Annotated in this window: 20 protein-coding genes and 1 other RNA gene; 20 read left to right on the top strand and 1 reads right to left on the bottom strand. The window is 45.5% G+C overall.

Annotated features, from left to right (window positions below; translation table 11 throughout):
- Nucleotides 1-10: 10 nt before the first annotated feature.
- The 5 genes from tpiA (at nt 11) to ASF99_RS11955 (ending at nt 5,105) form a co-directional block, all read left to right on the top strand.
- Nucleotides 11-763, top strand: a complete 753-nt coding sequence (gene tpiA / locus ASF99_RS11975; RefSeq protein ID WP_023469215.1) for a triose-phosphate isomerase — start codon at nt 11-13, stop codon at nt 761-763.
- Nucleotides 764-2,311 carry a 2,3-bisphosphoglycerate-independent phosphoglycerate mutase gene (gene gpmI / locus ASF99_RS11970; RefSeq protein ID WP_055968909.1) on the top strand — a complete coding sequence of 516 codons (1,548 nt, stop codon included), beginning with the start codon at nt 764-766 and terminating at the stop codon, nt 2,309-2,311.
- Between the two features lie 59 nt (nt 2,312-2,370).
- The gene (eno, locus tag ASF99_RS11965; protein WP_023469213.1) at nt 2,371-3,663 is read left to right on the top strand and encodes a phosphopyruvate hydratase; all 1,293 of its coding nucleotides are present in this window, start codon (nt 2,371-2,373) and stop codon (nt 3,661-3,663) included.
- A 269-nt stretch (nt 3,664-3,932) separates the two neighbouring features.
- Nucleotides 3,933-4,844, top strand: coding sequence for an acyl-ACP desaturase (locus tag ASF99_RS11960; RefSeq protein ID WP_035396308.1), 912 nt, complete (start codon nt 3,933-3,935; stop codon nt 4,842-4,844).
- A gap of 12 nt (nt 4,845-4,856) precedes the next feature.
- Nucleotides 4,857-5,105, top strand: a complete 249-nt coding sequence (locus tag ASF99_RS11955) for a hypothetical protein (RefSeq protein WP_230088506.1) — start codon at nt 4,857-4,859, stop codon at nt 5,103-5,105.
- 139 nt (nt 5,106-5,244) lie between these two features.
- On the opposite strand, the gene ASF99_RS11950 is transcribed toward ASF99_RS11955, so the two are convergent.
- The gene (locus tag ASF99_RS11950; RefSeq protein WP_023469210.1) at nt 5,245-5,565 is read right to left on the bottom strand and encodes a hypothetical protein; all 321 of its coding nucleotides are present in this window, start codon (nt 5,563-5,565) and stop codon (nt 5,245-5,247) included.
- Between the two features lie 135 nt (nt 5,566-5,700).
- Here ASF99_RS11950 and ASF99_RS11945 point away from each other — a divergent pair, with 135 nt between their 5' ends.
- The 15 genes from ASF99_RS11945 (at nt 5,701) to ASF99_RS11875 (ending at nt 20,359) form a co-directional block, all read left to right on the top strand.
- Nucleotides 5,701-6,045, top strand: a complete 345-nt coding sequence (locus tag ASF99_RS11945; protein ID WP_055968905.1) for a hypothetical protein — start codon at nt 5,701-5,703, stop codon at nt 6,043-6,045.
- A gap of 243 nt (nt 6,046-6,288) precedes the next feature.
- Nucleotides 6,289-6,528 carry a hypothetical protein gene (locus ASF99_RS11940; protein WP_055968902.1) on the top strand — a complete coding sequence of 80 codons (240 nt, stop codon included), beginning with the start codon at nt 6,289-6,291 and terminating at the stop codon, nt 6,526-6,528.
- Nucleotides 6,529-6,717: 189 nt separating this feature from the next.
- A complete protein-coding gene (locus ASF99_RS11935) occupies nt 6,718-7,698 on the top strand; it encodes a LacI family DNA-binding transcriptional regulator (RefSeq protein WP_050678689.1) in 981 nt (326 codons plus the stop codon).
- Nucleotides 7,695-8,573: a ribokinase gene (gene rbsK / locus ASF99_RS11930; RefSeq protein WP_055968899.1), complete on the top strand. Its 879-nt coding sequence runs from the start codon at nt 7,695-7,697 to the stop codon at nt 8,571-8,573. Before ASF99_RS11935 ends, rbsK begins: the two co-directional genes overlap by 4 nt.
- A complete protein-coding gene (rbsD, locus tag ASF99_RS11925) occupies nt 8,570-8,959 on the top strand; it encodes a D-ribose pyranase (protein WP_055968897.1) in 390 nt (129 codons plus the stop codon). Before rbsK ends, rbsD begins: the two co-directional genes overlap by 4 nt.
- 12 nt (nt 8,960-8,971) lie before the next feature.
- A complete protein-coding gene (locus ASF99_RS11920; protein WP_055968894.1) occupies nt 8,972-10,450 on the top strand; it encodes a sugar ABC transporter ATP-binding protein in 1,479 nt (492 codons plus the stop codon).
- Between the two features lies 1 nt (nt 10,451).
- Nucleotides 10,452-11,420, top strand: coding sequence for a ribose ABC transporter permease (rbsC, locus tag ASF99_RS11915; RefSeq protein WP_055968891.1), 969 nt, complete (start codon nt 10,452-10,454; stop codon nt 11,418-11,420).
- Between the two features lie 27 nt (nt 11,421-11,447).
- Nucleotides 11,448-12,365: a ribose ABC transporter substrate-binding protein RbsB gene (gene rbsB, locus ASF99_RS11910; protein ID WP_055968888.1), complete on the top strand. Its 918-nt coding sequence runs from the start codon at nt 11,448-11,450 to the stop codon at nt 12,363-12,365.
- Nucleotides 12,366-12,511: 146 nt separating this feature from the next.
- Nucleotides 12,512-12,745 carry a preprotein translocase subunit SecG gene (secG, locus tag ASF99_RS11905; RefSeq protein WP_023469201.1) on the top strand — a complete coding sequence of 78 codons (234 nt, stop codon included), beginning with the start codon at nt 12,512-12,514 and terminating at the stop codon, nt 12,743-12,745.
- Nucleotides 12,746-12,846: 101 nt separating this feature from the next.
- Nucleotides 12,847-13,587: an alpha/beta hydrolase gene (locus ASF99_RS11900; protein WP_023469200.1), complete on the top strand. Its 741-nt coding sequence runs from the start codon at nt 12,847-12,849 to the stop codon at nt 13,585-13,587.
- A gap of 14 nt (nt 13,588-13,601) precedes the next feature.
- The gene (gene rnr / locus ASF99_RS11895) at nt 13,602-15,962 is read left to right on the top strand and encodes a ribonuclease R (protein ID WP_055968885.1); all 2,361 of its coding nucleotides are present in this window, start codon (nt 13,602-13,604) and stop codon (nt 15,960-15,962) included.
- Between the two features lie 32 nt (nt 15,963-15,994).
- Nucleotides 15,995-16,465: an SsrA-binding protein SmpB gene (smpB, locus tag ASF99_RS11890; RefSeq protein ID WP_023469198.1), complete on the top strand. Its 471-nt coding sequence runs from the start codon at nt 15,995-15,997 to the stop codon at nt 16,463-16,465.
- A 58-nt stretch (nt 16,466-16,523) separates the two neighbouring features.
- Nucleotides 16,524-16,882: a transfer-messenger RNA gene (gene ssrA, locus ASF99_RS17110) on the top strand.
- Nucleotides 16,883-17,644: 762 nt separating this feature from the next.
- Nucleotides 17,645-18,475: a hypothetical protein gene (locus ASF99_RS11880; RefSeq protein ID WP_055968878.1), complete on the top strand. Its 831-nt coding sequence runs from the start codon at nt 17,645-17,647 to the stop codon at nt 18,473-18,475.
- Between the two features lie 81 nt (nt 18,476-18,556).
- Nucleotides 18,557-20,359: a hypothetical protein gene (locus ASF99_RS11875; RefSeq protein ID WP_055968876.1), complete on the top strand. Its 1,803-nt coding sequence runs from the start codon at nt 18,557-18,559 to the stop codon at nt 20,357-20,359.

Here is a 20,359-nt window from a genome sequence, read left to right as displayed (position 1 = left end):
GTGTTTCTCAATGCGTAAACCAATTATCGCAGGTAACTGGAAGATGAATCTGACGCTCAAGGATGCAGTCGCATTCGTTGAGGAAGTCAAAGGAGCTGTACCTGCTTCGACGACAGTCGACGCAGCCGTCTGTGCGCCAGCAGTATTCTTGGCACACTTGACAGAAGCAGCAGCTGGTACGGATCTTAAGATCGGTGCTCAAAACATGTACGACAAAGAGAGCGGTGCGTTCACTGGTGAAATAAGCCCGCTCATGCTCAAAGAACTCGACGTGACATACGTCATCCTCGGTCACTCTGAGCGTCGTGAGTACTTCGGCGAAACAGATGCGTTCATCAACAGCAAAGCGAAAAAAGCGTTCGAGCACGGTCTCGTTCCAATCGTTTGTGTAGGTGAAACACTGGAAGAGCGTGAAGGCGGCAAGTTCGAAGACGTCATCCGCGAACAGACAGCAAACAGCCTCAAAGGTCTTACTGTCGACCAAGTGAAAAATCTCGTCGTCGCTTACGAGCCTGTCTGGGCAATCGGAACAGGTAAATCAGCGACAGAACAAGATGCACAAGATTCTTGTAAATTCGTCCGTGACGTCGTTGCAGCTGAATTTGGTGCTGAAGCAGCAGAAGCTGTCCGCATCCAATACGGTGGTAGCGTCAAGCCGGAAAACATCAAAGAATATATGGCTCAACCAGACATCGACGGTGCGCTCGTCGGCGGTGCAAGTCTTGAGACAGGATCGTTCCTCAAACTGTTGGAGGCGATTTAAATGAAAAAACGTCCAGTCGCACTGATCATCCTTGATGGTTTTGGTATGCGTGACGAGGAGTTCGGAAATGCTGTTACGGCGGCAAACAAACCGAACTTCGACCGTTACTGGGATCAATACCCGCATACGTTGTTGAATGCGAAAGGCGAATACGTCGGTTTGCCTGAAGGTCAAATGGGGAACTCAGAAGTGGGTCACCTCAACATCGGTGCAGGTCGCGTCGTCTATCAATCGCTATCCCGAATCAACAACGCAATCAAGGATCGCTCGTTCTTCTCGCGTCAAGCGATGAACGATGCGGCAGGTCACGTGAAGAAATACGGTTCAGCGCTTCATATCTTCGGTTTGGTCTCTGACGGTGGAATCCACAGTCACATCAACCACTTATATGCGGTGCTCGAATTCGCGAAACTTCACGAAATCGAAAAAGTCTACCTCCATGCTTTCACGGACGGTCGTGACTGCGACCCACAATCGGGCGCTGGTTTCCTCCGTGACGCGCAAGCGAAGATGGATGAATTGAATGTTGGACAATTCGCGAGTATCTCTGGTCGCTACTATGCGATGGATCGCGATAACCGTTGGGAGCGCGTCAAGAAAGTCTATGACGTCATCACGTTCGGTGAAGGTCCAACGACGAAGGATCCAATCGGCATGGTTGAAGCTTCGTACAAACAAGACGTAACGGATGAGTTCATCGAACCAACTGTTGTCGTGCAGGAAGACGGTACGCCAGTCGCACCGATCCACGATAACGATGCGATCGTGTTCTTCAACTACCGTCCTGACCGTGCGATTCAGCTTTCGAAAGTCTACAAAGAAAAAGGTGGCTTCGACGGATTCGAACTTCCGGACAACGCACCGAAGAACCTGCTACTCGTCTCGATGACGAAGTACTCGGATGCGATCGATACGGACATCGTCTTCCCGCCTGAAGACATCAAGAACACGCTTGGGGAGACATTGTCAAAACAAGGTCTCAAACAGCTACGCATCGCGGAAACGGAAAAGTATCCGCACGTCACGTTCTTCTTCAACGGACAACGTGAAGAACCATACGAAGGGGAAGATCGGATCTTAATCCCTTCACCAAAAGTCGCGACATACGACTTGAAACCGGAGATGAGCGTCTATGAAGTCACAGACGCGCTCGTCGACGCAATCAACTCGGACAAACACGACGCCATCATCCTCAACTTCGCAAACCCGGATATGGTCGGTCACTCGGGTATGCTCGAGCCGACGAAAAAGGCGATTGAAGCTGTCGATGAGTGTCTTGGGAAAGTCGTTGACTTGATTCTCAGCAAAGGCGGCGCGGCAGTCATCACGGCTGACCACGGGAACGCGGATAAAGTCCTCAATGCGGACGGCAGTAAGATGACGGCGCATACGACAGAACCCGTTCCATGTATCGTGACGGTCGAGGACGTTGAACTCCTTGAACCACTCACAGGTGCACTCGCTGACCTCGCACCAACGGTTCTCGATCTCCTCGGAGCGGACCAACCAGCAGAGATGACTGGTAAATCGATCGTATTGAAGAAATAATCCCGTCGATCGAAAAAATTACAGCACATATTTCTTACACACAAAAGGAGCGAATTTAAATGTCAATGATTACAGAGATTTACGCACGCGAGATTCTTGATTCACGCGGTAACCCAACAGTAGAAGTAGAAGTTTATACAGAAGATGGCGGTTTCGGTCGCGCACTCGTACCATCAGGTGCATCAACTGGTGAGCACGAAGCAGTCGAACTCCGTGATGGCGACAAAGCACGTTACCTCGGAAAAGGTGTTTTGAAAGCTGTTGACAACGTCAACGAAAAAATCGCACCAGAAATCATCGGTTACGATGTCTTCGACCAAGCTGGAATCGACAAAAAGATGATCGATCTCGATGGTACGAAAAACAAAGGTAACTTCGGCGCTAACGCAATCCTTGGTGTTTCTATGGCTGCTGCACGTGCTGCTGCTGATGAGCTTGGTCTTCCACTTTACACATACCTCGGTGGATTCAACGCGAAAACATTACCAACACCAATGATGAACATCATCAACGGTGGATCACACGCAGACAACAACGTGGACTTCCAAGAGTTCATGATCATGCCTGTCGGTGCTCCAACATTCAAAGAAGCACTTCGTATGGGTGCTGAAATCTTCCACGCGTTGAAATCAGTTCTTAGCGGAATGGGTCTTAACACAGCAGTTGGTGACGAGGGTGGATTCGCTCCAAACTTGAAATCAAACGAAGAAGCAATCACAGTTATCCTTGAAGCAATCGAAAAAGCTGGCTACAAAGCAGGCGAAGATGTTTACCTTGCAATGGACGTCGCTTCTTCTGAGTTCTACGATAAAGCAGCTGGAACATACAACCTCGCTGGCGAAGGCAAAGTCCTCTCAACAGAAGAGCTTGTTGAATTCTACGCACAACTCGTTGACAAATACCCAATCATCTCAATCGAAGATGGCTGTGACGAAAACGACTGGGATGGTCACAAACTTCTTACAGATCGTATCGGACACAAAGTCCAACTCGTTGGGGATGACTTGTTCGTAACGAACACTGAGAAACTTGCTGAAGGTATCGAAAAAGGCATCGCTAACTCGATCCTCATCAAAGTTAACCAAATCGGTACGTTGACTGAAACATTCGACGCAATCGAAATGGCTAAAAAAGCTGGTTACACAGCTGTCGTTTCTCACCGTTCTGGTGAAACTGAAGATTCAACGATCGCTGACATCGCTGTTGCGACAAACGCTGGTCAAATCAAAACTGGTTCACTTTCACGTACAGACCGTATCGCGAAATACAACCAACTTCTCCGCATCGAAGACATGCTTTCAGACGTTGCTGTCTACGACGGAATCAAATCATTCTACAACCTCAAGAAGTAATTTCAGGTTGATCGTTTGAACAAGCTATAAGGAAAACCTCCTATTCGTGTGATACGTACACACGGATAGGAGGTTTTTTGTATATCAAGCAATGTCAAACATGAAAAGCACTTTTGTCATCAAAACTATACTGAACTGTCAAAAAATTGATTCATCCTAGTAGATGACTAAAATGTTATACTCATAAATAAGTGCAAATTAAATAGTTATAGGCATTAATTACATCTTGCTCGATGAAGATGACAAATACGTCTAAAGGAGATACGATCATGTTAAATTCAGATTTAGATATCCGTTTAGAACCACGCATTCAAGAGTTATACCGACTTCACAAGGAGCGTTCAGCCAACATCGACTGGAGCTACCACGAGTTCATTCCGTGGGATAAGGCGATGTCTTTCAAACGCGTTCCTTGGGACGAAAGCCAAGTCACACTTCCGGAAGGTGTCATCGTCGCAATCGAGACAGCATTACTGACAGAAGTCAACCTACCGTGGTACACGTCGCACTTAGACTATACATTCAAGAACTCGATGGAAGTCATCAATGACTTCGTCCGGACATGGACAGCAGAAGAAGATCAGCACTCGAACTTACTCGAGACGTATTTACTCGTCACGCGAAACGTCAATCCAACGCGACTTCATCAATTAAGAAGACGCGTCGTTGAAAACGGCTGGTTCCCGGACTTCACGAACCCGCTAGCAACGATGGCGTATACGTCACTGCAAGAGTTAGCGACACTCGTCTTCTATAACAACGTCGCGAAAATCGCAGGGGCACACGACAAAGACTTAGCAACGCTACTCCGTCGTCTAGCGAAGGATGAAGCACTGCATTATGCGTTCTATCGTGACACGGTCAAAGCACACCTAGAGCTTGACCCGAACTTCATCGTCTTCTTCGAAGACGTCATCATCAACTTCTCGATGCCAGGTGCTGTCATGCCTGACTTCACGGAACGGATGAAGACGATTGCTGTTGATACGAACTATGGACCACTCCAATACTTCGACCAAGTATTAGACGTCGTCGTCAAATTCTGGGGCATCGCTGATTTAGAACCGACAACTGACGAAGCGAAACAATCTCAAGCGAACATCATGAAGTATCACGGACGTTTGAAGCGTATCAAGGAACGTCAGGAACGCCAACTCGAAAAAGCGAAGATTGACGCGTAAGGGGGAATGAAGATGAAGTGTGAAATCTGTGGAACTGAAACGAACAACCAAGTCAGTTACTTGGAACTCGACACGTGGGAATTCAATTCTCTGAATAAAGAAGCGAAAGATTTTTATCCGATCTGTTTTGATTGCTTCGACAAGCATACGAATCAATTCATCGATCAGGAGATGGATCTCGAATTACGTAAAAAACGTTCGCAAATGGTCAACAAAGAAGTAGAAGCTGAAATCGAAGCGATTCTTGAGGTTGAAAATTAAGTCGTCTTTACCATACGTGAAGGAAAGCAAAACCGGTAGTGCTTTGACGCTATCGGTTTTTTATTATCCCTAAAAAAAAGCAGTTATCTCTTGCTTCACATGTTTTGTGAAAGAAGAAATAGCTGCTTTTAACATGAAGTCAGTCTTCGATGAATGTAACGAGATAATGATGGGCAGAATGAAGCGGTGCACGGGTCACGAAAAAGTCCGGGAGATCGACGTCGATTCCCAATTCGCGTAGTGTATCGGGATCCAAACATTCCTGAATCAAACGTTTGATGTCTTGTAACAGTTCATCGTGCAAGTTCGCTTCCTTCGGAAAGGCACGTTTCGCGTCATCGCGCAACAATAGCACGATAGGTGGTAGACCTCGTAAGAGATCGACCTGAAGGGGTTGCTGATGACGTTCGAAATAATCATTCAGACAACTGACGACCCTCATCGAGTGTTCTTCTTTCATCCGATCCCAACTCTCTGTATGTGACTGTAACTCTCTAGCTATTCCCTAATTGAAGCGAGGATATGCAGGGAAACTGGAAATGAAGCATTACGAGGACGCTGTTCGGGGTAGAACTAGAGGGAAGGGGGAATCGACATGCTATTTCGGTTTTTGTTTTTAGGGCTTGATACGTCGATTGGTGACATCCCGTTGCGCCTCATCTATTTTACGGAACTCATACTATTCATCGGTTTGTATCAAATCACGAGCCGGTTTTCGCGTCAGAGTCTGATTTTGGGAACGGCACTCGGAATTGGTGGACTGATTGCCATCTTACCCGGTGCGCTCTATATCATCCGTTATAATCCGGAGGATGCCGTCATCGATGTCACGTTCCTATTGATTTATTTGTTTGAGCCGCTGGCAATCGTTGCGTTCGTTGTTGCTTTGATTCGACGTTTGTTCTTGGAGCGAAAAAGAGGCGAGAAAGCGAAAAGATGAAGAGTTTTCCCGCAGGAGTCTCCGTCTTTTCTGAAAATCAATCGTCTAGTGCTATCTAATCTGACAATCAATACACCGTAAGCTGGCGTGACGCTGTCTTACGGTGTATTTGCGTATACCTCCAGATACTTTCTTTCAATAGTGTAAGGAAGAGTAACTGGAAGAATATTCTATAATAGAGGGAGAGCGAAATCAGATATTAGTTGGTTTCGTAAGATCCTGGTGATTATAGGGGTGAGTTTCATGCATAAAGTGTTGTTCGGTTTGTCCATTTTGAACAGTGTCTATATTACGAATAACTTATTTACGTATTCCGATAGTTTTTTGAATGCACCACTCGGCATCACGACCGTTATTGCCGTGACGTTGATGTTTCTAAACGACAGCGTCAAAAAAGATAAACCGTCATTGTACACGAAAGCGACGGATGGGTTAGGATTCATTAATATTTTGATTGGTCTTTCACTGATTGTCTTTATTTAAGACATGATTCAAAGTGATGATCATAAGGAATGATTGTAAGTCTGACGCCGCGTCAGGCTTCTTTTTTATAGTCCAATCCGAGGACTCGAAAAAAATAAAATATATTATATATAAAAATGATTGATGTGTAACCGGTTACACAATATGATGATTCTTGTAAGCGTTATCAAAAGAAAGAGGTGGCGAAACATGTCGACCATCCGGGAAGTAGCGAAAGCGGCACATGTCTCCGTCGCGACGGTCTCACGCGTCATGAACGAAAAGGGTTATGTCAGTGAGAAATCGCGTAAGGCGGTGCTTCAGGCAATCAAACAATTGGATTATCGACCGAACCGGGTCGCGCGATCGTTGTTCCAAAAACGATCCGGACTGATCGGATTGATCGTTCCAGACATCACGAACCCGTTTTTCCCACAACTCGCACGAGCTGTGGAAGATATGGCACATCAACATGGTTTTCAAGTCATTTTGTGTAACACAGACGAACAGTTTCAGAAAGAACGCGAATATATCAAGTCACTCGAGGCGATGCATGTCGACGGATTGATCATCACGACGAACTACTCGAACAATCCGAACTATGAAGAACTTGAAGTGCCGGTCGTAGCCTTAGACCGTGTGTTACAAGGTGCGATTCCGACGGTGACGTCAAACGGATACGAAGGCGGGAAAAAGGCAGCTTCGTTCTTACTTGCTTCTGGTGCGACGGAGCTCGCTGTCATCAGCGGTCCTTCAAAACTCCCGACGATTAAGAAACGACGGGATGGCTTTGAGGAAGTCGCCGGAACCCATCTCGTCGCAAGCATCGAGTCACCGTTCCATTTTCAAGGAGCACTTGATGCCGCGAACTATCTCTTTGATCACTATCATTGCAACGGCATTTTTGCCGCGAGTGATGTCATCGCTGCAGCTACGGTGCAAGTCGCTGCGGAACGCGGGATCACAATTCCGGACGAGCTACAAGTGATCGGCTATGACGGGATTGAACTCGGACAAATGATTTCACCACCGTTGACGACGATTGCGCAGCCGATCTATCAAATGGGAGAACTGGCGGCGAAACTTTTGATTCAGCGGATTGAAGGCACACCGATTGCCGCCGTTCATCATGAGTTGACGGTTGAGATCATCGAACGGGAAACGACGAAACGGAAGGATGAGGAAGCATGAAACAAATCAGTGTCATCGGCAGTATCTCGATGGATCTCGTCGTCGAAAGTAAACGCCGTCCAGGCGCAGGCGAAACGGTCATCGGGGATGCCTTTCATACCGTACCGGGTGGAAAGGGAGCGAACCAAGCGGTGGCAGTCGCGCGTCTCGGCAGTACCGTCGAAATGATTGGTTGCGTCGGCAGTGACGCAAACGGTGAAGCGATCCGCGAAAACTTCAAAACGCAAGGAGTGCAGACGACACACTTGCAAACGATTGAAGGCGAACGGACGGGCACAGCACATATCACGCTCGCTGAAGGTGACAACTCGATCGTCGTCGTTCAGTCTGCCAATCAACATGTGCAATTTACGGATGATACACTCGCACCGATTCTCGCAGACAGTGAAATCATTTTACTCCAGCTTGAGATTCCGATCGAAACGGTCGAGACCGTTGCTCGCGAAGCATATGCAGCCGGCATTCCAGTCGTCTTGAATCCAGCACCGGCGATGTCACTCAGTCCGGAATTGATTGAACACGTCACGTACTTAACGCCAAACGAACATGAATGTGGTTTGATCTTCGGACAAGACCAACCAATCGAACATTGGCTCATGGAATACCCGAATAAATTGATCGTGACGGAAGGCAGTCGCGGGGCACGCTTCTACGACGGAGAGTCGATCGTGACAATTCCCGCAATCGAAACGACCGTCGTCGATACGACAGGAGCAGGGGATACGTTCAACGGTGCCTTAGCCGTCGCGTTAACGGAAGGACAACCGCTCGTTGAGGCAATTCGTTTCGCGAACCGGGCAGCCGGCTTATCCATCCGCGCGCTTGGCGCACAAGGCGGCATGCCGACACGGGAACAGATGGAGGGAGACGCATGAAGAAGCATGGTATCTTAAACAGTCATATCAGCAAAGTCCTGACTGATCTCGGTCATACCGATACGATCGTCATCGCCGATTGCGGCTTACCGATTCCAGATGGGGTCGCACGGATTGATTTAGCACTGGAACTCGGCACACCATCATTCCTCGACGTCGTCCGTGTCGTCGCCGGTGACATGGCGATCGAACAGCTGACACTGGCAACAGAGATCAAAGAAGCGAATCCGGACGTCCTCGAGCAACTAGAAGCCATGCAGATCGAGACGACGTTCGTCCCGCACGAGGAATTCAAGAAACAGACACAGCAGGCGAAGGTCATCATCCGGACCGGAGAAGCGACACCGTACGCGAATGTCATCTTCCATTCCGGCGTAATCTTTTAAGGGGGTCATGCGATGCGTATCGAGATGACAGGTATCAAAAAAGCATTCGGTCCCGTCCCTGTCCTGAAAGGTGTCGACTTCGAACTCGCTGCGGGTGAGATCCATGCCTTGATGGGAGAGAACGGTGCCGGGAAATCGACGCTGATGAAGATTTTGACCGGTGTCCATAAAGCGGACGCAGGTACAATCCGCGTCGATGGACAGGACATCGAATATAAGAATCCGAAGCTTGCTGAAGAAGCGGGAATCGCCTTCATCCACCAGGAACTGAACATCCTCCCGGATTTGACGGTAACGGAGAATCTGTTCCTCGGACGGGAGCTGAAGTCACGCTTCGGGATTCTCAAGCAAGGGGAGATGAAGCGGCAGGCAGAACGTGAACTTGCGGAATTGAACGTCTTCATGGACGTCGATCAACTCGCCCGGACGTTATCGGTCGGTCAACAACAGATGATCGAGATTGCAAAAGCTTTGATGACGGACGCGAAAGTCATCATCATGGATGAACCGACAGCCGCGCTGACAGAGCGGGAAATTCGTGCCTTGTTCAGCGTCGCGACGGCACTGCGCAACCAAGGTGTCTCGATCGTCTATATCTCACACCGGATGGAGGAAATCTTCGAGCTCTGCGACCGGATCACCGTTTTACGAGACGGGATCTCCGTCTCGACACACGCGATTCCCGAGACATCGTTCGAACAGATCGTCCGAGAGATGGTTGGTCGTGAGATGGGCGAACGGTATCCGGATCGTGACGTGTCAATCGGTGAAACTGTCCTTGAGGTCAAACAGGCGAGCGGAAAACGGTTCGACGATGTCTCGTTCTCCGTCAAGGCAGGCGAAATCATCGGCTTCTCCGGTTTGATGGGCGCGGGGCGGACGGAAGTCATGCGCGGATTGTTCGGGGTCGATCGCCTGAAGGAAGGGACAATCGAACTGAACGGACAGTCGCTGAAGATCAAGACACCGTATGATGCGATTCGCCAGGGCATCGGCTTTTTGACCGAGGACCGCAAAGGCGAAGGCTTGTTCCTCGACTTTTCACTGCGTGAGAACATCTCGCTACCGACGATTCGTTCGCTATCCCGCTCCGGTGTCATCAAGGATCAGGCAGAACGCGATTTCGCAGAAGGGTACTTGAAGTCACTTTCGGTCCGCCACAGCTCGATGGACCAGCCGGCGAAGTCACTCTCCGGGGGGAACCAACAAAAGGTCGTCCTCGCGAAGTGGCTCGGGACACAACCGAAAGTCTTGATCCTCGACGAACCGACACGTGGTGTCGACGTCGGGGCGAAGAAAGAGATTTATCTCATCATGAACGAACTCGCTGCGGCGGGTGTCGCGATCATCATGGTCAGCTCGGACCTCCCGGAGATTCTCGGGATGAGCGACCGGGTCTACGTCATGCGCGAAGGCAAGATGAGCGGCATGTTGACACGACAGGAAGCGACGCAAGAAAGCATCATGACACTTGCGACAGGAGGACAATGATATGGAATTGATGCAAGGCAAGGTAACGGAAGCAAAACCGAGACGTCTTGGGATCGGACAAAAGCTTGGACCACTCGCAGGATTATTCGCGATCGTCCTCGTCGTCTCGATCATGGAACCGGACTTTTTAACACTGAATAATTTATTTAACATCTTACGGCAAGTCTCGATCAATGCCTTGATTGCCTTCGGGATGACGTTCGTCATTCTGACGGGTGGGATTGATCTATCAGTCGGCTCGATTCTCGCCCTCTCGTCCGCCTTCGTCGCGGGTCTGATGACGGACGGAACGTCAGCGTTGATCGCTGTTCTTGCCGGATTGATCGTCGGAGCTGTCATGGGTGCCTTGAACGGGATGGTCATCTCACTCGGGAAAGTCGCACCGTTCATCGCAACACTTGCGACGATGACGATCTTCCGCGGATTGACGCTCGTCTATACGGATGGGAAACCGATCACTGGTCTAAGCCAAGGTGGCTGGTTCGAATTGTTCGGACGCGGTTACTTCTGGATCTTCCCGATACCGGTTCTAACGATGTTGATCGCCTTCGCGGTCCTCTACTTCATCTTGAAGAAGACGACGTTCGGTCGCTATACGTATGCGATCGGTGGCAACGAAGAAGCAGCGAAGTTGATGGGGATTCAAGTTAATAAAGTCAAAATCATGATCTACTCACTCTCAGGCTTGATGGCAGCACTCGCCGGCATCATCCTGACGTCTCGTCTGAACTCGGCACAGCCGACTGCGGGGACATCGTATGAACTCGACGCCATCGCAGCGGTCGTCCTTGGTGGGACGAGCCTGTCAGGTGGTCGTGGCTGGATTGTCGGTACCTTGATTGGCGCCTTGATCATCGGAACACTGAACAATGGACTCAACTTGCTTGGTGTCTCCTCGTTCTTCCAACTCGTCGTCAAAGGTTTAGTCATTTTGTTCGCGGTACTCGCGGACCGGAAACAAGCAGCATAACCCACACTCAAAAAGGAGGATTTACAGATGAAAAAATTACTTGCAGTCGTCATGATGGCATTAATGGTCTTCGTAGCAGCTTGTTCGACGGAACAACCAGGCAGCAGCAACGGTGAAACGAAGAAAAAGACGAAGGACTTCAAGATTGGTCTTTCGATTTCAACCCTCAATAACCCATTCTTCGTCTCGTTAAAAGAAGGGGCAGAACAAGAAGCCAAAGCACAAGGCGCAACACTTCAAGTCGCGGATGCACAAGATGATGCAGCAAAACAAGCAAGCGATATCGAAGACATGGTTCAAAAGAAAGTCGATCTCATTTTGATCAACCCAACGGATTCAGCAGCAGTTGGCGCAGCCGTACAAACAGCGAACGATGCGAACATCCCCGTCATCACAGTTGACCGCAATGCAGAAGCAGGCGACGTCGTCGCACACATCGCGTCGGATAACGTCGCGGGTGGGAAACAAGCAGGTGAGTTTATGATCGAACTCGTCGGCGATAAAGCAAAAGTCGTGGAGCTCGAAGGGATTCCAGGAGCATCGGCAACACGCGACCGTGGTAAAGGGTTCCATGAAGCAGTCGACGGTAAACTCGACGTCGTCGCAAAACAAGCAGCAAACTTTGACCGGGCAAAAGGCTTGTCGGTCATGGAAAACATCCTCCAAAATAACAAAGACATCAAAGCTGTCTTCGCGCACAATGATGAAATGGCACTCGGTGCGGTCGAAGCGTTAAAAGCAGCGGGTCTGAACGATGTTAAAGTCATCGGTTTCGATGCGACGGATGATGCCGTCAAAGCTGTCAAAGACGGAAAAATGGCAGGAACGATCGCTCAAAAACCGACTGAAATCGGGAAGATGGGTGTCGAAACAGCCATCAAGCACTTAAAAGGTGAAACAGTCGAGAAGAACATCCCAGTCGATCTCGAATTGATCAAACAATAAGAAGACAGGACACCTGAGTCGACGATTCAGGTGTCTCTTTTCGTCAGGTGGAACAGGCAGGAAAAAGTTCCTAAATCTATTCCTTGTTCCCGTACTTGTTTTTCTCTATAATGAAAGAAGCGTATATTACTGAAGGAGGATCATCGATGATCATTCATAACGTGGCTCTTGTCGGCCTCATCGTCGTTTCCGTTCTTCTCATCATCGTCGTTCTATTGATGTCAGGTCGTACGACCGGACTCGGAGCATTGACGGGTGGAGCAGAACAATTATTTGGTCGCCAAAAAGCTCGTGGCTTGGATGCGGTCCTAAATCGTGTGGCGTCTATCTTAGGAGCATTACTCTTCATCTTGGCGTTACTCGTCGCTTTTTATAAGTGAGCATTGAAACGACAGCCGTATGATCGCGCTGTCGTTTTTTGTATTTCTCGATATTCATTTTTTCCGGATATGGGGTATAGAGTTAGAGGGGGAATCATTTTATGAAAATCACTTTACCAAAACCATTCTTTTTCGAAGCCGGCCCACGTGCCGTTTTACTATTACACGGATTCACGGGATCGAGCGCGGATGTCCGCATCCTCGGTCGCTATTTACAGAAGCAGGGCTATACGTCCCTTGCACCACAATATAAAGGGCACGCTGCCCCACCCGAAGAGCTGACGAAGACCGGGCCAGCCGACTGGTGGCAGGATGTCCTTGCCGGATATCAGGAACTCGTCGATAAAGGCTATGACGAAATCGCCGTTTGCGGACTGTCGCTCGGTGGCGTCATGTCGCTGAAGTTATCGATGAACCGTCCGGTCAAAGCGGTCATCCCGATGTGTGCACCCGCCTACATCAAAAGTGAAGAAGTCATGTATGCAGGAGTCACCGAGTACGCACGAGAATTCAAGAAGCGAGAAGGCAAATCACAAGAAGAGATCGACCACGAGATGGCGTCCTTCGAACCGATGCCGACCTTGAAGGACTTACAGGAACTGCTGCGCGAGACACGCGATTCGCTTGAGGACGTTTACGCACCGACGCTCGTCGTCCAAGCACGCAACGATCACATGATCAACACCGACTCCGCGAACATCATCCATGATGGAGTCAGTGCCTTCCAAAAAGAGCTGATCTGGTATGAGAACTCAGGTCACGTCATTACGCTCGACAAAGAAAAAGACCAGCTCCACTCTGACATCTTGGACTTCCTGGAGTCATTGAACTGGAGCAAGTAACTGGAGGTGTCACGTTGGAATTACGTGAACGAATACTAACGGTCATCACGACGGAAGAACGTCCGTTGTCGATTGATCAATTAACGAAAAAACTAGAACTAGCGGATACGGAAGCATTTAAGGAATTGATCCGGACGCTGAACGCGATGGAAGACGAAGCGTTGATCGCCCGGACACGCTCGAACAAGTACGGAACGCTCGCGCAGATCGGTCAAGTCGCAGGGAAGATTTCCGTCCACCAACGCGGGTTCGGCTTTGTCTCACCGGAAGACGGTTCAGAAGGCGATATCTTCTTGCCAGCACCGGAACTGAAGAACGTCTACAACGGCGACCGTGTCCTCGTCAAAGTGTTTGCCGAGTCAAACGGCGGCGATCGTCGTGAAGGGAAACTGCTCAAGATTCTCTCACGCGGACCAGCCGATTTCGTCGGAACGTTCGTCAGTCCAAAAGGACGAATTGAATCGATTGCCTACATCGAACCGGATGATACGAAACTGACGTTCTTACCGGTCGTCGCGAACGACGATACACTCGGTGCCGTCGATGGCCATAAAGTCCTCGCCCGGATTACGAAGTATCCTGACGGTCGCTACGCCGGAACGGCAAAAGTCTTAAAAATCATCGGTCACAAAAATGACCCAGGCGTCGACATCTTGTCGATCGTCCATAAGCACGGGATCAACGTCGACTTCTCACCGGAAGCGATCGCTGAGGCGAATGCCGTACCGGATCAGATCGATGAAAAGGATTTGGTTGGACGTGTCGATCTACGGAATGAATTGACGGTAACGATTGACGGGGCGGACGCAAAAGACCTCGATGATGCGGTTCACGTCAAAAAGTTAGCGAACGGCAATTTCGAGCTTGGTGTCCACATCGCCGACGTTTCACACTACGTCAAAGAAGATTCAGCACTCGACGAAGAAGCGCGTGAGCGCGGAACAAGTGTCTATCTCGTTGACCGCGTCATTCCGATGATCCCGCACCGATTATCGAACGGGATTTGCTCGCTCAACCCGCACGTTGATCGCCTGACGCTCAGCTGTATCATGGAAATCGATGCGAACGGTGCTGTCGTCAACCACGAGATATTCCAAAGTGTCATCAAGACGACGGAACGGATGACGTACACGGACGTCCGGAAAATCATCGAACGCGAAGACGAAGAAGTGATCGCGAAGTACCAAGATCTCGTCGAGTATTTCGACAAGATGGCGGAACTCGCAGCAATCCTCCGCGAACGTCGCTCACGTCGTGGGGCGATCAACTTCGACTTCCCAGAAGCGAAGGTCCTCGTCAACGAAGAAGGCAAGACGAGTGAGATCATCCTTCGGGAACGGTCGGTCGCTGAGAAGCTGATCGAAGAGTTCATGCTCGCAGCGAACGAAACGGTCGCGGAGCACATCCAGCGTCAAAAACTGCCGTTCATGTACCGGATCCACGATGAGCCAAAAGCTGAACGTCTCGATACGTTCTTCAAGTTCATCGGTAACTTCGGCATCAATGTCGAACGCAAGGGTGAGTCGGTTGCACCGAAAACGTTGCAATCGATCCTCAACGCCGTCGAAGGCGAGCCGGAAGAAGCCGTCGTCAGTACGGTCATGCTCCGTTCGCTCCAACAAGCGAAATACGACATCGAACCGATCGGTCACTTCGGTCTGTCGACGGACTACTACACGCACTTCACGTCGCCGATTCGTCGTTATCCGGACTTAATGGTCCACCGTCTGTTGCGTGAATATGTCATCTACAATGACAAGTCGCAGAAGACGCAAGACCGTTACTCGGAAATCTTACCGGAAATCGCTGACCATTCGTCGAAACGCGAGCGTCGCGCCGTTGACGCGGAGCGGGAAACGAACGCGTTGAAGAAAGCCGAGTATATGGAGCAACACATCGGTGAAACATTCGAAGGTGTCGTCAGTGGTGTGACGAACTTCGGAATGTTCGTCGAATTGCCGAACACGATCGAAGGACTCGTTCACATCCAAGCGATGACGGATGACTTCTACCGTTACGATGAAGCGAACTACCAGCTGATCGGTGAGCGGACGAAGCAACAGTTCCGGATCGGTGATGTCGTCGAGATCAAGGTCACGAACGTCAACATCGATGAACGGACGATCGACTTCAGCGTCGTCGGGATGCCAGAACGGCAACCGAAGAAACGGTTTGAGTCGAAGACGATCCGCTCAAGCGGTGGACGTCCGGGGCAAAAACGCGATGATAAGAAAAAAGACGATCGGCGCAGCAAGTCAAAACGTCCGAGTAAGTCGAAAAACCAGTCGAAAGGCAAAGGCTTCGCGCTGAAAGACAAAAAGGATAAGCCGCCATTCCATAAGGCGGTCTCGAATAAGAAACGGAAGCGCAAATAAGCGCTTCCGCATCGGAAATGTGGTGAATGAACATGCCAAAGGGAACAGATTCGAAAGTCTTAGCGAACAACAAACGGGCCTCGTTCGATTACGCAATCGAGGATACGATTGAAGCCGGTCTCGTCTTGACGGGAACGGAAATCAAATCGGTCCGTAAAGGAAAGATCAGCATCGGGGACGCGTTCGTCCGGTTCGACGGGGGAGAAGCGATTCTCTGGAACTCGAACATCGCCCACTTCGAACAGGGGAACCGGTACAACCATGAACAGCTCCGTCCGCGAAAGCTGCTGTTGCACAAGAAACAGATCGCGAACTTGATCGGGGCAGTCTCACGGGACGGTTATACGATCGTACCGCTGAAGGTCTACATCAAGAATGGGTATGCGAAATGCTTGATTGGGCTCGGACGCGGGAAGAAGAAATTCGATAAACGCGATGACCTGAAGAAGAAGGATGCGAAGCGTGATATCGAGCGGGCACTACGCGATAAGCAAAAGTATTGAACCCGTAACACTTTTCTGCTAGAATATTAGTATTCGGAAAGCCCCAATTTATTATCTTGGGGACGTTACGGATTCGACGGGGGTAGTTCGGTCTTCTGTGGCGTGTCGAGGGGTCGGCCTCGTTAAAACGCACCAGCCATAACTGGCAAAACTAACACACAACTCGCAGCAGCTTAATTGCCGCTACGGATCCTAGCAGCCGTCGCCTGGTCGGCTGATTTCTAGGGTCTCACTTTAAACAGGCTACGCTTGGACCCTTCCGTCTGGAGGGAAAGAGAAGAGATGGAATCAGACTGGTCGGACGGACGCCTGTCAATTGGCAGCCTGACGACGAGATCCCAATAAATTGACTACACACGTAGAAGCTTAAGTATACGATGCCTTCGGACGTGGGTTCGACTCCCACCGTCTCCATACCCTGAAATCTTAAGATTTCAAAAGAAAGTGCCATATTCCTTTTCTAAAAAAGGAATATGGCACTTTTAATTATTTTAGCAATTAAACAATTATGAAATGTTAAAAAGTAATAAAAAAGGAAAAAATATAAAATAAATTTCATATAAATGAAATTTATTGGATTTAGTGGTATACTGATAAACGTATTTTTCAGAAAGGATTGAGATTCTTGTTATTGCTGTTTAGATGTCTACTAACATTGAGTTCAACATCTTTATTTGTAGTCATATATTTAATAAAATCTCATATATTTACTAGTTATTTTATAAATAAATATGTTGAGATAGCAATTTATTTTTCTTATTTTCTTATTATTATGATTATTAATGTTATTTTATTAATTTCAGTAAGATTTTTAGAAAACTCTAGTCTGTCTTCTTCTAGGACAAACGAAAATATGATTAATAATGTCGAAATGGTAAATCACTCGTTTTTGCCGACATATTTGGGTTATTTTTTTGTATCTTTAAGTATTTTAGATAGAGACTGGATAGTATTTGGTTTTATATATTCTATAGTGTTTGTATTTACTTTCTATTCTCAAACAAATTATTTTAATCCAATATTTATCTTAATGAATTATCATTTTTATTATGTTACAACAACAAATAATACAAAAGTTTTTTTAATAACTAAAAAGTTGATAAAGAATCCGAAGATGTACAAATTTAATAATCTTAAAAGGATCAATGATTTTACTTTTATTGATAGGGGAGATATTTAATGAGTTCTTTAATGGCGAAAATTAAAGGGGAAAAAGAATATAAAAAAATACTATCTATAGATAGTGAAATTGAATTATTTCCCGAATATAGAATAGATCATGTTAGAGAGTATGATCCTAAATATATGCTAGATGAAGAGGAATACTTTTTTATAAAAGAATTTTCTGAGCAGAGCTATTCAATTGATATTATTAAAAATGAGTTTAGTGACGTTGATTACAATACGTTAAATAACATTAATGAAAATAAGTTAGAGTATATTTTTTGGATTAATGGTGATAATTATTTTTTTCAAAGAGTCACGCCTAGTCAAATAGTTGAGAGAAAATTGATTAGTTTAAAGAAAAATCAATTAGTAGAAGAAGGTCCAAATTTGGTTATAAAAAATCGAGCAGATGCTTTTTATAACAAAGAAAACGATATACTATATTTTAAAAATTTAAACACAATTAAATCAATATTTTTCGGAATAGATTTTCTATTTAAAGAAGCAACTGAGGATGAAGTTAATAAATTTTTAGAAAGTAAGTTTATCAAATTAGAAGGTGATTATAATGCAAAGTCTGTAAAAACATATAATAGAAAGCGAATTAGCTTAGTTTCTGGCTCATTAAATCAAATGAATCTACAAGAATTGTATAGTACCTTAAAATACGTAAAAAGTTATTGCACTAATTTGAAATTCGATGAAACTGATGAAAAGTTTATTTTAAAGTCGGAGGAGGATTTAAAGTCACTGATTTACGGAATTGATCAAAGATTTTATACTACTGAAGTAAGTAGAGAGAGAAGATTAGCGAATTCAGTTACTAAGTTGACCGAAAATTGAATAGAGAAAATAAAGTCTGATTAAATGGTAATGATTAATTGGATTTTATTTTTTTAATATTATAAAAGAAAAGGTGGAAATATGCTTGAGAATATTTTTATCTCAACAGAATTAGATATTATTGAACAAACATTAATGATTGAATACAAAAGAAGAAATTTAGATGTTTTAGTAGAAGAGGTTAACAATAATCCTGGATATTTATTTATTTATAATAATAAAGATGAAAAATTAAATATAGCAAAGATAAAAAAAGTGTATTTAGAAAAAAATTATTTAGATAAAGAAAAATTTATAAAGTTAGAGTGGGAATATGGTTTCATTTACATTAGTTATTACCCGAAATTTGAAATACACTCAGTAGATATACTGAAGTATCTTTATGCTCGTAGTAATATTCACAGAATCGGAGAACTTGATAAATCAATTTACAAAACACTAAAAATTTATGAATTTTCATTTTCTAGACCAATAATTAATGACCAATTATTTAATAATAAAGAAATTTCGTTGAAAGAGACTTTTTCAAATCATAATAAATTAGAGAGTAAACTTTTATATGAAGGCATGATTATACCCTCTACAAAAAAAGAATACAAAACTTATGCCATTCTAATTGAAGAAGATGGAGATTACTTTTTTAGTCTAACTAACAATAAAATGCTTTTTATAGACTATCAGTACGTAAATGGAGAATACCCTGAAGAGTATCCTGAATACAGACCTTATTTTTATGATTTTTACCCTAACAATGGTGGAGATTTAAAGGATTTTTATTCTAATAATGACAGTATAAATTTGTTTGAAGTTAGTTTTATGGAAAACAATAATAATGAGGTTGATGCTACTTCTAAAGAGAGAATCGGAGGAACAGTTGTTTTTAGTGCTTCGCCAATAAAAACAGTATCAGCTTACGTGACAGAAATAAATGTAGTAAGAGATCAATCACTTATTGACAAGATTATAAATTTAAATAATAAGACTAAATCAATTATAAAAACTGAAAAATGTTCTCATTCAATTGAATCAGAAATGATGAATGGCTTAATAAAGACTAAACATGCAAATGTCACAAATGAATTAACTATTAATAATATAGGCCAAGGGAATTGGTTGAAAATTGATTTCATAGATAAGAGGGATCAAAAAAATATTTCTAGCATTGTTTTCGATATTGGAATTGGAAATAGTCCATCTAAAGACATAAAAAAAATAGCTGAACAAGCTGTCCAAGATTTGAAAGGTCACTATTCGATGATGCTTTCTCATTGGGACCAAGATCACATAAAAGGAATAGTTTACTTATCTATAGAACAGTTTGAAAAACTGTGGATAGTGCCTGCTTTGCCTAATGTTAATATGAGCTTAGGGGCATTAAGACTAGCGGCATTTCTATACTGTAATCCAAAAATCAACTGCATATTTGTAGACGAAAAATTTAATAATAAAGTTATCTTTGAGAACGATTACTTTACACTTGGAAAAGGTGATGGAAAAAATTCGAATGTCAAAGTTAAAATAGGCACAAATACAATTAAAACTCGCTACAATAATAAAAATAATCTTGGACTATTATTAGCAGTAAAAAATAATAAAAATAAGATATTACTTACTGGCGATTGTGAATATATCCAAATTCCATCCACTATGATGAAAAATAAATATAAATTATTATTAGTTTCACATCATGGTGCAGAAACTAATATTCCGAGTTTATCTCAAATAGGTTTTACTAAAGTATCCAATGATTCAACAGCGATAGTATGTGTAGGGAAGAATACAAAATATCCAAACAAAAATCATGTTAAAATGATTGAAAAGCTAGGATATAAAGTTAATAAAACTAGAGATTTTAATTCTTACTTTAAAAAATATAAATTTTGA

Source organism: Exiguobacterium sp. Leaf187, from assembly GCF_001423925.1.
In the GTDB taxonomy this organism is placed as follows: domain Bacteria; phylum Bacillota; class Bacilli; order Exiguobacteriales; family Exiguobacteriaceae; genus Exiguobacterium_A; species Exiguobacterium_A indicum.
The sequence above is the reverse complement of the archived record's forward strand: the minus strand, read 5'-3'. Positions and strand labels throughout refer to the sequence as shown.

What these genes read in the sequence shown, in the direction of transcription:
- tpiA (WP_023469215.1), top strand. Translation starts at nt 11, where the DNA reads ATGCGTAAACCAATTATCGCAGGTAACTGGAAGATGAATCTGACGCTC.
- gpmI (WP_055968909.1), top strand. Translation starts at nt 764, where the DNA reads ATGAAAAAACGTCCAGTCGCACTGATCATCCTTGATGGTTTTGGTATG.
- eno (WP_023469213.1), top strand. Translation starts at nt 2,371, where the DNA reads ATGTCAATGATTACAGAGATTTACGCACGCGAGATTCTTGATTCACGC.
- ASF99_RS11960 (WP_035396308.1), top strand. Translation starts at nt 3,933, where the DNA reads ATGTTAAATTCAGATTTAGATATCCGTTTAGAACCACGCATTCAAGAG.
- ASF99_RS11955 (WP_230088506.1), top strand. Translation starts at nt 4,857, where the DNA reads ATGAAGTGTGAAATCTGTGGAACTGAAACGAACAACCAAGTCAGTTAC.
- ASF99_RS11950 (WP_023469210.1), bottom strand. Translation starts at nt 5,565, where the DNA reads ATGAAAGAAGAACACTCGATGAGGGTCGTCAGTTGTCTGAATGATTAT.
- ASF99_RS11945 (WP_055968905.1), top strand. Translation starts at nt 5,701, where the DNA reads ATGCTATTTCGGTTTTTGTTTTTAGGGCTTGATACGTCGATTGGTGAC.
- ASF99_RS11940 (WP_055968902.1), top strand. Translation starts at nt 6,289, where the DNA reads ATGCATAAAGTGTTGTTCGGTTTGTCCATTTTGAACAGTGTCTATATT.
- ASF99_RS11935 (WP_050678689.1), top strand. Translation starts at nt 6,718, where the DNA reads ATGTCGACCATCCGGGAAGTAGCGAAAGCGGCACATGTCTCCGTCGCG.
- rbsK (WP_055968899.1), top strand. Translation starts at nt 7,695, where the DNA reads ATGAAACAAATCAGTGTCATCGGCAGTATCTCGATGGATCTCGTCGTC.
- rbsD (WP_055968897.1), top strand. Translation starts at nt 8,570, where the DNA reads ATGAAGAAGCATGGTATCTTAAACAGTCATATCAGCAAAGTCCTGACT.
- ASF99_RS11920 (WP_055968894.1), top strand. Translation starts at nt 8,972, where the DNA reads ATGCGTATCGAGATGACAGGTATCAAAAAAGCATTCGGTCCCGTCCCT.
- rbsC (WP_055968891.1), top strand. Translation starts at nt 10,452, where the DNA reads ATGGAATTGATGCAAGGCAAGGTAACGGAAGCAAAACCGAGACGTCTT.
- rbsB (WP_055968888.1), top strand. Translation starts at nt 11,448, where the DNA reads ATGAAAAAATTACTTGCAGTCGTCATGATGGCATTAATGGTCTTCGTA.
- secG (WP_023469201.1), top strand. Translation starts at nt 12,512, where the DNA reads ATGATCATTCATAACGTGGCTCTTGTCGGCCTCATCGTCGTTTCCGTT.
- ASF99_RS11900 (WP_023469200.1), top strand. Translation starts at nt 12,847, where the DNA reads ATGAAAATCACTTTACCAAAACCATTCTTTTTCGAAGCCGGCCCACGT.
- smpB (WP_023469198.1), top strand. Translation starts at nt 15,995, where the DNA reads ATGCCAAAGGGAACAGATTCGAAAGTCTTAGCGAACAACAAACGGGCC.
- ASF99_RS11880 (WP_055968878.1), top strand. Translation starts at nt 17,645, where the DNA reads ATGAGTTCTTTAATGGCGAAAATTAAAGGGGAAAAAGAATATAAAAAA.
- ASF99_RS11875 (WP_055968876.1), top strand. Translation starts at nt 18,557, where the DNA reads ATGCTTGAGAATATTTTTATCTCAACAGAATTAGATATTATTGAACAA.